This window comes from Vibrio sp. 10N.286.45.E10, from assembly GCF_002874195.2.
Classification (GTDB): Bacteria; Pseudomonadota; Gammaproteobacteria; order Enterobacterales; family Vibrionaceae; genus Vibrio; species Vibrio crassostreae.
Window position 1 is genome coordinate 2,473,347 of sequence record NZ_MCWD02000001.1, and the last position, 12,813, is coordinate 2,486,159.

Below are 12,813 nucleotides of genomic sequence, written 5' to 3' on the forward strand. Positions count from 1 at the left end.
CTATTCTCTGTACTTGTTTTCGCCCCTTTTAGCAGTACATCAAAGGAAAGTAGTACCCAATTTATGTTTAGATTTTATCGTAAGCAGAAGTTTAAGCGCCTTCAAAATACCCTAATGCTGGCATTTCTTGTCCTCAGTATTACCCCAGTGACACTTATCGCGATCTTTTTCCTTCAATCGCACAGTCAGGACCTTCAGGAACAAAGCACCTCACACCTTGTTTCAGTCCGTGATACTAAGCAGCAACAGATTGTCGACTACCTACAAGCTCAAGAATCCCAAGTGATGGGCTTTGTTCGCTCTGAACTAGCCAATGCCAGTGGCGGCCGATTCTATGGTTTGATCAATGCATTCCAACGTCTAGGGTTAGATATTGACGAAGCACGCAGTAATGCGCAGCAACGCTACATTCAAGGATCGGGCGATCAAATCAAAACATCGATTCTTCCTGAATCCAGTAGCTTCATTGGCAGTGAGCGTTACCGCCTACTGCACAAGCGCTACCATAACGCTTACCTAGAGTTGCTTAAACGCTCCGATTTTGACGATATTCTATTGGTTGATATCAACGGTAACGTTGCTTACTCCGTCTTTAAAAATGACGATTACGGCACTAACTTGCTGACAGGTAAATACAAAGATTCAAACCTAGGCGTTACCTTTCAACGGCTCGCTAAAGATGTCACCGATCGCCGTAAGTCTAATGAGGATTACACGCCTGTTATTGTGTCGGACTTTAAAGACGAGAACGGTAAACAGACCGCATGGCTAGGTGCACCTATCGTTCAACAGGGCTACCTACACAGTTACGCGATGTTTAGATTACCTATCAACGGCATTACTAAGCTGATTGCGGATCTCAACAAGAGTTCGAATATTCAAACTCTGCTTGTAGGTGATGATCACCTGCCGCGTAGCCTTGCTCATTCACAAGAATCTATCAACTTGAGCTTAGATGTTGTCGATAAAGCATTGGCTGGCGAAACAGCGGTTGGCACCTTCGACAACACCCTAGATCAAGCGATCATCGCAGCATATACACCAATTGAGCTGAAATACGCAACATGGGCTCTTGTCGTAGAGCTGCCAGAAAAAGAGGCGTTTGCTCGTATTCATCAGTTAGAAAAGATCTTCGTGATCGTGATGCTAACGGCGATCATTCTGGTAGTCGTTGCATCGCACTATCTGTCTAACTTCATCACATCCCCACTACTCAAACTGACGTGGGCTGCCGAGAAAGTATCTGCGGGTGATCTCGATGAAACCATGATCAATACCGAGCGCAAAGATGAAATAGGCCGGCTCGCGGTGAGCTTCGAGAGAATGCAGCGCTCGATTCGTGAAAAAATGCAGCTCATCAAAAACCAAAACGATGAACTTGAAGACAACCTTAAGACAATTCAAAAGCAAAACGAAGAGTTGCAACTGGCGAACAAACTTAAAGATGAGTTCCTAGCTACTACTTCACACGAATTGAGAACACCACTGCATGGCATGGTGGGTATTGCTGAAGCGCTGATATCCGGTGCGAATGGCCCCATCCCTGCTAACCAGAAGTATCAGTTGGATATCATCATCAATAGCGGTCAGCGATTAGCAACCTTGGTTGATGATCTGCTTGATTATCACAAGATGCGCTATGGCAGCTTAGACATTAAGAAATCAGCTGTTGATTTATCTGCAGCCACCAGCTTGGTCCTAGAGTTATCTCATCATCTATTGGGCAATAAACCAATCCGCATCATTAACCAAGTCCCAAGTGATTTAGGGCTAGTCTCATCGGATCCTCAACGACTTGAGCAAGTGATGTATAACTTAGTTGGCAATGCCATCAAGTACACCTCTGAAGGTAAGATTGTTATCTCTGCCAGCGTTATCGATGACAACATTCGTGTACAAGTTGTCGATACAGGCCAAGGTATACCGGCCGAGTACCTTGAGCACATCTTTGAACCATTGATTCAAGCAGGCCAAGATGCGAGTAACTACCGCCAAGGTGCAGGGCTTGGATTATCGATCAGTCGTCAGTTGATCGAGCTAATGGGCGGTTCACTGTACGTAAGTAGCCAACCAATGCTTGGCACTACGTTTAGCTTTACCCTGCCCCTAGCTACTCAAGATGAGCTGGACAGTTACAACGAATCTGGTCATTACTCGCACTTCCAAGCGCCCGATTTAATAGATAACAGCCAACAAGAAAACAGTGTTATCAGTGAAAACCCAGATGGCCCGTTACTGGTTATCGCCGATGATGAGCCGGTTAACCTGCGAGTATTAGACAGCTTCTTGAAGTTAGAAGGTTATCGAGTACGTACTGCATGTGACGGTCCGGAAACCATTGAACTGATTGAAAAAGAGAAGCCAGAGCTGCTTCTGCTCGATATCATGATGCCAGGTATGAGCGGCTATCAGGTTTGTGAAGCTCTGAGAAAGCAATATGACCATGCTCAATTGCCAATCATCATGCTAACGGCACTCAACCAGGCAGAAGACCGTGTTCGAGGTTTCGAAGCAGGTGCCAATGACTACTTGTCTAAACCGTTCAACAAACAAGAACTGGCGGCTCGAATTACAGCGCATCTATCAGCAAGTAAAGCCGAACAGAGACGCCTTGAAAATGACCAACTGCAACTCGAGCTCAAACACAGAGCTATGGTTGAAGCTAACTTGTTAGAAACTCAAGGGCGCTTATTAGAGCAACTAGAATCGGCACCTGAAGCCATCATCTGTATTCGTGATGACCAACGTATTCGCTTTGCCAACGAAGCGGCGGCAAAACTATTCAGACGCGGACAGGAACAACTTAAGCGCTCTATGGCCGACGAGATCATTGCGCCTAAATACCTCAAGGTAGAACAAGCCCACTACTGCGGTGACATTGATATCTATATAGATGACACACGTCAGCGCATACCAAGTGACATCCTTAAGCTGCCTGAAGGTTCAGGGCTCGACACCATGTATATCTTCAATGTAGGTGGTGGTGTTAACTCCAACCGAATCAATAACCTTGAAACAGCGGTTGAGGCTCTCTCTAGTTATGCCTTTGAAGGCGACAAAGATAAGTTGCAGCAACTGAAAGAGCTTGGCGGAGAATTTACTCGTCTTGCTGACAAGGCAACCGGTGAAGGTAAAAACAAGCAAGAGTTGATGCGCGAGGTGCTGGTCGATGCGATGACGAATGCCATCATCTACTGGGAATCGGTGACTGGTGAAACCAAGTTTGCTTTCGCAGAGAAAAGTGGTTTGTGGCGGGTCTACTTAGACCGCAGTACGCTACAAACGCGAACGCTAGACAAATATCTACGCGTAGAAACGCTACCGAAAACGCCTCGCTGGCGAACGGTACTGAGCTCAATCGAATTCATACTGGAACACTGTAAAGAACAGACGCCAGAAAGGACGCATATTGAGATGCTAAGAGATAAGCTGCAGAAACTACTGACCAGTTAATCCCTGAACCAACATCACGATACTTAGAGTAATGGAGCCCACCTAGCGTGGGCTTTTTTTGTACGTACTTTTCTCACTCAAAGCACAATATCGTCAATCCAAATACACTTTTTTCACTGCTTTAAACAAGCAAAATGACACGTTACTCAAGCTTAAACAATCACCAATCCAATCGCTATTTTGAGTCCTATTCTTGGCTGAATTTCACATTCCTCCGACTCTTTGTTGCAGTTTGAGAAGCGAGTCACAACAGAACGGCAGATTTAATTTTCTAGGGAAATTTAACGTAAAACTGGTAAGTGACCGAGATCTACAATTATACCAACGCATGGTAAAGCATTATAATAAAAAGCCTTTAAAGTTAGTGACCACTTACAACCAACAATTACCACAAAACCAAATGCGAGTCACATCACCTTAACAATTACGCACAAAAAACCACCAAAGCAACCCATTTTGACGTTAATGACGTGGGATTATCTAATTTTAACGTTTTTGACGGGAAACGAGTTTGATTAATTCATCGATAAGGTGTTTTCTTACTCCTGCCAAAGGCCTACAGGCCACTCTTACCACTTCTCAGAATCAACGATGAATCTGGAGCAACGAAGAAGAGGTAGGCCTTTAACCAGAGTGTGTATCTACTAAACAATTTAGCGACAGATAACATTCAATCCATTAGTGAAATGAAAGCAAATAGTAAGGAACAGCTATGCTTGCCAATATAAAAAAAACAGCAATAGCAACAGCAATTATTGCAACTGCTACAACAGGTTTTGCATCAGTAGCAACAGCTGCAGAACGCAGTGAACTGACCGTTCACCCGAAAGAGTACACTACATTCGTACGTAACTTTAACCCGTACCTTGGTGCTACTAACCTACATACTACAACTGACTTCATGTATGAACCGCTAGTAGTATTTAACGAAATGCACGGTAACACTCCAGTGTTCCGTCTAGCTGAAAACTTCAAGATGTCAGATGATCTGATGAGCGTTGTTTTCGACATTCGTAAGGGTGTTAAATGGTCTGACGGAGAAACTTTCTCTGCTGATGATGTTGTTTTTTCTTTCAACCTTGTAAAAGAGAAGCCAGAGCTTGACCAATCTGGTATCAACTCTTGGGTAACTTCTGTAGAAAAACTGAACGACAACCAAGTTAAGTTCACCCTAACAGAAGCAAACTCAAACGTACCTTATGAGATTGCTAAAGTACCTGTAGTACCTAAGCACATCTGGAAAGACGTTAAAGATCCATCAACGTTTACCAATGAGAATCCGGTAGGTTCTGGTCCATTTACAGAAATCGATACGTTTACAGCGCAACTATACATCCAGTGTGCAAACCCAAACTACTGGGATGCAGACAACCTAGATGTTGACTGTCTACGTGTTCCACAAATTGCGAACAACGACCAATTCCTAGGTAAAGTTGTAAACAGTGAAATGGACTGGACGTCTTCTTTTGTTCCAGATATCGACCGTACATACGCAGCAGCTAGCCCTAAACACCACTACTGGTACCCGCCAGCAGGTACACAGGCATTCATCGTCAACTTCAAGCACCCTGATGCTGCGAAGCATGAAGCATTGAGCAACGTTGATTTCCGTCGTGCTTTCTCTATGGCTCTTGACCGTCAAACTATCATCGACATCGCATTCTACGGCGGCGGTACTGTGAACGATTTCGCATCGGGTCTTGGCTACGCGTTTGAAGCTTGGTCTGATGAAAAAACTCACGATAAGTACAAAGGCTTCAACACATACAACGCTGAAGGCGCGAAGAAGCTTCTTGCTGACGCTGGCTTCAAAGATGTAAACAAAGATGGTTTTGTTGACACTCCATCAGGCAAGTCTTTTGAACTAATGATTCAATCGCCAAACGGCTGGACTGACTTCAACAACACAGTTCAACTAGCGGTAGAACAGCTGAACGAAATCGGTATTAAAGCGAAAGCTCGTACGCCTGACTTCTCTGTTTACAACCAAGCAATGCTTGAAGGTACATACGACGTAGCATACACAAACTACTTCCACGGTGCGGATCCATACACGTACTGGAACAGTGCTTACAACTCATCACTACAATCTGGTGATGGTATGCCTCGTTTCGCAATGCACTTCTACAAAAACGAAAAGCTAGATGGTCTTCTAAACAGCTTCTACAAAACAGCTGATAAGAACGAGCAGCTAGATATTGCACACGGTATTCAGCAAATCATCGCTGCAGACCAAGTGACAATCCCTGTGATGTCTGGTGCTTACATGTACCAATACAACACAACTCGCTTCACTGGCTGGTGGAACGAAGAAAATCCAAAAGGCCGTCCAAACATTTGGGCTGGTATTCCAGAGCGTCTACTTCATGTACTGGACCTAAAACCAGTTAAATAAGTAATCGTTCAATCCTTGCGGCGTAACCTCTTACGCCGCTTATAAAAATCCCCACACTCTCAATTGAAAGTATGGCGCTAGTCGTCAGGGGATTTTTCGTTCCAAATTTCGCTAGGAGCGACCTGAATCCAGAAACAGGGAAACAATCTGGGTGAGTAAGGTGTGAGTTATGGGTTATTTTTTAAGACGTTTGTCATTTTATTTTGTCGCGCTATTAGTTGCTGCGACGTTAAACTTTATTATTCCAAGAGCAATGCCTGGTGACCCCGTTACCATGATGTTTGCGAACGCTTCTGTACAAGTTACTCCAGAGCGTATTGCTGCAATGAAAGAACTATTAGGCTTCGTTGATGGTGGCCTACTGGTTCAATACGTAGCGTACATGAAGAACATTCTTAGCTGGGAACTTGGTACATCAATTCAATTCTACCCACTTTCTGTAAACACACTGTTGGGTGGAGCATTCGGTTGGTCGCTTTTCTTAGCCGGCACCGCAGTTATTCTTTCTTTCTCGATTGGTTCGATCCTAGGTATTTTCGCAGCGTGGAAACGCGGCAGTAAATACGATGCCTTCGTAACGCCAGGGATGCTGATTCTACAAGCTGTTCCTCAAGTTGTTATCGCGATGATTGCACTATTTACCTTTGCAATTGGCTTGAAGTGGTTCCCAACCGGTTATGCCTACACCGCAGGTACCATGCCTGATTGGACAAGCTGGGCATTCATCAAAGATGTCGCTTACCACGCCTTCTTACCATTGTTCTGTGCTTCTGTTGTTCAAATTGGTGGCTTCCTAGTAAACATGCGTAACAACATGATCAACCTACTAGCCGAAGACTACATCACCATGGCGAAAGGCAAAGGCCTGAGCGAAAACAGAGTGGTATTCAACTACGCAGCTCGTAACGCGATGCTACCGAGTGTGACAGCCCTTTCAATGTCGCTAGGTATGGCAATCGGTGGTCAGTTAATTATCGAAATCATCTTTAACTACCCAGGTCTTGGCAGCGTACTTTTCAACGCAATTAACGCTCGTGACTACCAAGTACTGCAAGGTCAGCTGCTTATCATGACGCTATTCATGCTGTTCTTTAACCTAGTTGCAGACATGCTTTACGTTGTTCTTGACCCTCGTCTTCGTAAGGGTGGTAAATAATCATGAAAGACTTTCTAAAACTCATTTGGCGTAACCCGATGGCCCTAACAGGCGTCATCATCCTAAGTATTTTTATTCTTGGCGCGATTGCAGCTCCATTGATCACTAAACATGTACCAGACAAGCGTACAGGCAACCCACATGAATACCCTGGTTTCGTAGTGAAGTCTGCACAAACTAACCCTGATGGCTGGGTTGCTCAAAACTTAGCAGACGACCGTCGTACATTGATCATGTCTAAAAAGGCGGACCACGTACTAGGTACAACTCGCATGGGTCGTGACGTTTGGTCTCAAGTGGTATACGGCGCACGCGTATCTCTTGCTGTAGGTTTTGGTGCGGGTCTAACCGTATGTTTACTCGCAACTGTTATTGGTGTTTCTGCAGGTTACTTCGGTGGCCGTGTCGATGACGTTCTAACAGCCGCAATGAACATCATGCTAGTAATCCCTCAATACCCATTACTGTTCGTAGTAGCAGCCTTTATCGGTGAGGCAGGGCCACTCACCATAACCTTGGTTATCGGCTTTATGTCCTGGGCTTGGGGCGCCCGTGTTGTTCGCTCCCAGACCTTAGCACTGCGTGAAAAAGAGTTTGTAAAAGCCGCTGAAGTTTTGGGTGAATCTTCATTCCGCATCATCTTCGTAGAGATTCTGCCAAACCTTATCTCTATCGTTGGCGCAAGCTTCATCGGTTCGGTGATGTACGCAATCATGATGGAAGCAACCATCTCGTTCCTAGGTCTTGGTGACCCGAACACAATCAGCTGGGGCATCATGCTTTACAACGTTCAAACCTCTTCATCAATGCTGATTGGCGCTTGGTGGGAACTGCTGGCTCCTTGTATCGCACTGACACTACTTGTAACTGGCCTTGCTCTACTTAACTTCGCTGTCGATGAAATTGCTAACCCGCAACTGCGTTCTCACAAAGGCATGAAGCGTTGGAAAAAACTAGCAGCTCAAGACAAAGAAGAACGTGAACCAGAACTACCACCACAAAATGCACTTTGGAGCGGAGATAAATAATCATGTCTGAACCACTAATTTCTATCCGCAACTTATGCGTGGATTACATCACAGAGTCTGGCGATGTTCGTGCGTGTAACAACGTAAGTTTTGACATCGCTCCAGGTGAAGTATTCGGCCTAGCTGGTGAATCTGGCTGTGGTAAATCAACGGTCGCTTTCTCTCTTATGCGTCTTCATAAGCCGCCCGCTTACATCAGTGGTGGTGAGGTTATCTTCAACGGTGAGAACATCCTTGAATACAGCGATGACCGTATGCAGTCGTTCCGTTGGAGCGAGATGTCGATGGTATTCCAGAGTGCGATGAATGCACTCAACCCAGTACTACCGATGGAAGAGCAGTTCTGTGACGTAATTATGCGTCACACTAACATGACTCGTGAGCAAGCTAAGCAGCGTGCTGAAGGTCTACTTGAAATCGTAGATATTCACCCGAGCCGATTGAGTGACTACCCTCACCAATTCTCTGGTGGCATGCGTCAGCGCTTAGTTATCGCTATCGCGTTAGCACTGAATCCAAAGCTGATCATCATGGATGAGCCGACAACCGCACTTGATGTAGTTGTGCAACGTGAAATCCTACAAAAGATCTATGCACTGAAAGAAGAGTTTGGCTTCTCTATTCTGTTCATCACCCATGACTTGTCATTGATGGTCGAGTTCTCTGACCGCATCGGCATCATGTACTCAGGTGAGCTAATCGAGGTGGCTAACTCTCAAGATATTCTAGAAAACCCTTACCACCCTTACACCAAAGGGCTGGGAAGTTCTTTCCCTCCACTGACAGGGCCAAAGACAAAGTTAGCAGGTATTCCAGGTAACCCTCTGAACCTGTTAGAGATCCCTGAAGGGTGTCGTTTCCAAGCTCGTTGTGACCGTGTACATGAAACGTGTACCAAGGTGCCAACCAAGCTGCGTTCTATCGACCCGGGACATTTGTCTAACTGCCACCTGTACGGTGACCCAATAGTACAAAGGAAGCTATAGCTTGCACGCTAACTTGGCGTGAATAACGAACAAGGCGGCCCGTCCGCCTAAAAACAAGCAAAGCGAATAAGGATTCTGGAGACAATTATGAGCAAAGATTTCGGTCAATTATTGGTAGAAGGCAAAAATGTCGTAAAAGACTTCCCAATAAGCAGTACCACCATTCAAACCCCAATGATGCGTGCGATTAACGACGTGTCATTCAAGATGTATAAAAGTCGCGGCTTAGCGGTGGTTGGTGAGTCTGGTTCAGGCAAATCAACAACGGCAAAGATGATCGCAAAAATGTACGCGCCTTCGGGCGGCACGATAGAATACAAAGGCCGTGATATCCAAGAGATCTCAAGCAGAAAAGATCTTATGCACTACCGTGAAGGCGTGCAGATGGTATGGCAAGACCCGTTTGGTTCATTGAACCCAACGCACAATATCTTCCACCACATTGCTCGACCGTTGTTAATCCACAAGAAAGTATCTCCGGGCAATAAAAGAGAACTAGAAGAACGCGTTTACGATCTTTTAGAGCAAGTTGGTCTCATTCCGCCAAAAGAGACGGCGAAGAAATACCCTCACCAACTGTCTGGCGGCCAACGTCAACGTGTCAATCTAGCACGTAACATCGCAGTTGGTGCTGAAGTTGTTCTGGCCGATGAACCAACATCAATGCTAGACGTTTCAATTCGTGCGGGTGTTTTAAACCTGATGGAAGAGATGAAGTTTGAGAAGCAAATGTCACTGCTTTACATCACTCACGACATCGCAACTGCTCGTTATATTGCTGAGGATCTTTCAGTGATGTACGTCGGTCACATGGTGGAATGGGGCGATACCGACGACGTTATTGCTAACCCTCAACACCCTTACACTCAACTGCTGGTTTCTGCCGTTCCAGATCCTAAGAAATCGATCCACGAGCAACTTGCTGGCAACAAAGGGGAGATTCCTCTTTGGACACCAGTATCAGCAGGCTGCCCATTTGCAGGCCGTTGTACTCATGCGATGGACAAGTGTAAAGAGCAGCTACCAGGGGTTACACAGCTAGCTGATAACCACTTTGTACGCTGTTACCTACACGAAAGCTAAGCATAAAAACCCAAGTTAGGGTCTGCGGGCCCTAACTATTTATATCCAAAAAAATTCAAGTACCTAGCCAATAGAAACTAGGACTGTCGGAGAATATTGATGCTGTTATTGACCAACCATATTGGCTATGAGTCCACAGGCCCCAAGCAAGCTATCTTACAAACTAAGAAAGCTCGCCTATCTAGCACAACGGCTCTACTCGTCTGTGCTGACAACCATATGACTGTCGGAAGTTTTGATGTGGTTAAACAAGGCCGCGTAGCAAATTGGCATCAAGGGCAATTCTTCACTATTGATTTCAGTTCAGCCACTGAATCTGGTCGCTACTACCTGCGCTTTGATAACCTACGCTCAGAAGTTTTCGAGATTGGTAGCAACCTATTAATGAACCACACCTTTTCTGATGTGCTTCATTACTTTAAGTCTCAACGTTGTGGCGGCACTTTTGACAAGAAAGATCGACAAGCACAAATTCTTGGCACCGACAGATACGTCGATGTCCACGGTGGCTGGTACGACGCATCAGGTGATGTAAGCAAGTACTTTAGCCACTTGTCTTACGGCAACTACCTCAATCCACAACAGATTCCTATGGTTGTTTGGAACATGCTCAAAAGCGTGCGCTTAACCAGTGACAATCCAGACTTCCCTAAATTCTCCATGACTCGCCTAACAGAAGAAGCGCTATTCGGTGCTGATTTCTTAGTACGCATGCAAGACGCGGCTGGATACTTCTACATGACAGTATTCGACAAGTGGAGTAAAGATATCAACCAGCGCGATATCTGTGCTTATGCGACTCAAGAAGGTCATAAATCAACAGACTTACAAGCAGGCTACCGGCAAGGTGCAGGTGTTGCTATTGCGGCACTCGCTGCGGCTTCTGAACTTGAGGTTTCAGGCAGCTACTCTAGCCAAACCTATCTTGGTACCGCGACCAAAGGTTACTGGCACCTTAAAGAGCACAACCTCCAGTATCTAAACGATGGTGAAGAGAACATCATCGATGAGTACTGTGCCCTACTCGCAGCCAATGAGCTGTATCGAGTAACACAAGACGAACAATACCTTTCAGAAGCAAGAACTTGGGCGGCTCGCTTAATCTCTCGCCAACAGTCAGATGATTCATTTGAGCACTTCTGGTCAGCAAACTCTGATGGCTCTCGCCCATACTTTCATGCAGCTGAAGCTGGCCTTCCAGTAATTGCTTTGTGTGAGTACATCAACAATGAAACCGATACGGAGCTCAAAGAACAAGCTCGCATTGTTGTTGAACAAGCATGTCAATTCGAAATCAACATCACCGATAAAGTAACCAACCCATTTGGCTACCCAAGACAGTACGTTAAAAATGTTGATAGTGATAAGCGCGATGCTTTCTTCGTCGCTCAGAAAAACGAAACAGGCTACTGGTGGCAAGGCGAGAACGCACGTCTTGGCTCACTCGCAACCATGGCGTATTTAGTTCAGCCACACATTCAAGACAGCGAACTGCAAAAGCGTTTAATCCAACTTTCACAGAACAGCCTCGACTGGATTTTAGGTCTCAATCCATACCACATGTGCATGCTTGATGGTCACGGTCATAACAACCCTGACTACTTACCTCAGCTTGGTTTTTTCAATGCCAAAGGCGGTATCTGTAACGGTATCACCGCTGGCTTTGAAGATGATCAAGACATTGCGTTTAATCCACCAGCACAAAAAGATGACATGCTTCAAAACTGGCGCTGGGGCGAACAATGGATCCCTCACGGCGCTTGGTTCCTATTGGCAACCGCTGCGCAGTTCAATTTCCTAGCACAACGTAAGGAGCAATAATCATGACTCTTTACTACGTAGGTATTGATGGTGGCGGCACTTCTTGTCGTGCTCGTATTCGTGATGACCAAGGCACACTCATTGGTGAAGCGAAAAGCGGCAGCGCTAATATCCTTTTGGGTGTTGATGTTGCGATGAGCTCAATTGTCGATGCGATTACTCAAGCAGCTCAGCAAGGGCAACTCGACTTTAATCATTTTTCCAATATGCATGTCGGCCTTGCACTGGCTGGTGCCGAGCAGAAATCAGCATGGTTCGACTTCATGGCACAAGCACACCCTTTCGCTAGCATGACGTTAAATACCGACGCTTATGGTGCATGCATTGGGGCTCACAATGGCCATAACGGTGCCATCATGATTGGCGGTACGGGTTCTTGCGGTATTTACCTAAAAGACGGTGAACAACATGTGGTTGGCGGTCGTGAATTCCCGATATCCGATCAAGGCGGCGGCGCTGTTATGGGCTTACGTTTGATTCAACAAGTCCTGCTTGCAGAAGATGGAATTCGTAGTAAAACCCCACTGACTCAGCATGTTATGAATCACTTTAATAATGATGTCGATGCCATTGTAGAGTGGTCAAAAGGCGCGATTCCAAAGGATTACGGTCAATTCTCACCTGTTATTTTTCAACTCGCTAATGAAGGTGACGAACTGGCTATCGAGATGCTCAAGCAAACCGCCGCTGATATCGAAATGTTTGTACTAGCACTGCATCACAAAGGTGCGGACAAGGTATGCCTGATGGGAAGTATCGCAGAGCGAATTCTCAACTGGCTATCACCACCAGTACAGCAATGGATCGTTAAACCTCAATTCGACGCTATCGAAGGCGCATTGATGTTTGCCGGTAAACCACAACACAACTTGTATCAACAGGCTTAGCAGG

General features: G+C 45.7%; 8 protein-coding genes. All 8 read left to right on the forward strand.

Going from position 1 to position 12,813, the window contains the following annotated elements:
* Positions 1 to 63: 63 nt before the first annotated feature.
* Entirely contained in the window at positions 64 to 3,453 is a 3,390-nt protein-coding gene (locus BCU34_RS10910) for a response regulator (protein ID WP_055319598.1), read from the forward strand.
* Between the two features lie 712 nt (positions 3,454 to 4,165).
* Positions 4,166 to 5,848, forward strand: coding sequence for an ABC transporter substrate-binding protein (locus BCU34_RS10915; protein ID WP_102478392.1), 1,683 nt, complete (start codon positions 4,166 to 4,168; stop codon positions 5,846 to 5,848).
* A 169-nt stretch (positions 5,849 to 6,017) separates the two neighbouring features.
* A complete protein-coding gene (locus BCU34_RS10920; RefSeq protein WP_017633262.1) occupies positions 6,018 to 7,004 on the forward strand; it encodes an ABC transporter permease in 987 nt (328 codons plus the stop codon).
* A gap of 2 nt (positions 7,005 to 7,006) precedes the next feature.
* Positions 7,007 to 8,032: an ABC transporter permease gene (locus BCU34_RS10925; protein WP_017056648.1), complete on the forward strand. Its 1,026-nt coding sequence runs from the start codon at positions 7,007 to 7,009 to the stop codon at positions 8,030 to 8,032.
* 2 nt (positions 8,033 to 8,034) lie between these two features.
* Entirely contained in the window at positions 8,035 to 9,018 is a 984-nt protein-coding gene (locus BCU34_RS10930) for an ABC transporter ATP-binding protein (RefSeq protein ID WP_048605693.1), read from the forward strand.
* A gap of 87 nt (positions 9,019 to 9,105) precedes the next feature.
* On the forward strand, positions 9,106 to 10,101 hold the full coding sequence (locus BCU34_RS10935; protein ID WP_048605696.1) for an ABC transporter ATP-binding protein: 996 nt from the start codon (positions 9,106 to 9,108) through the stop codon (positions 10,099 to 10,101).
* Positions 10,102 to 10,200: 99 nt separating this feature from the next.
* Positions 10,201 to 11,922: a glycoside hydrolase family 9 protein gene (locus tag BCU34_RS10940; protein ID WP_102478391.1), complete on the forward strand. Its 1,722-nt coding sequence runs from the start codon at positions 10,201 to 10,203 to the stop codon at positions 11,920 to 11,922.
* Positions 11,923 to 11,924: 2 nt separating this feature from the next.
* Positions 11,925 to 12,809: an N-acetylglucosamine kinase gene (locus BCU34_RS10945; RefSeq protein WP_055319602.1), complete on the forward strand. Its 885-nt coding sequence runs from the start codon at positions 11,925 to 11,927 to the stop codon at positions 12,807 to 12,809.
* The last annotated feature ends 4 nt before the right edge of the window (positions 12,810 to 12,813 follow it).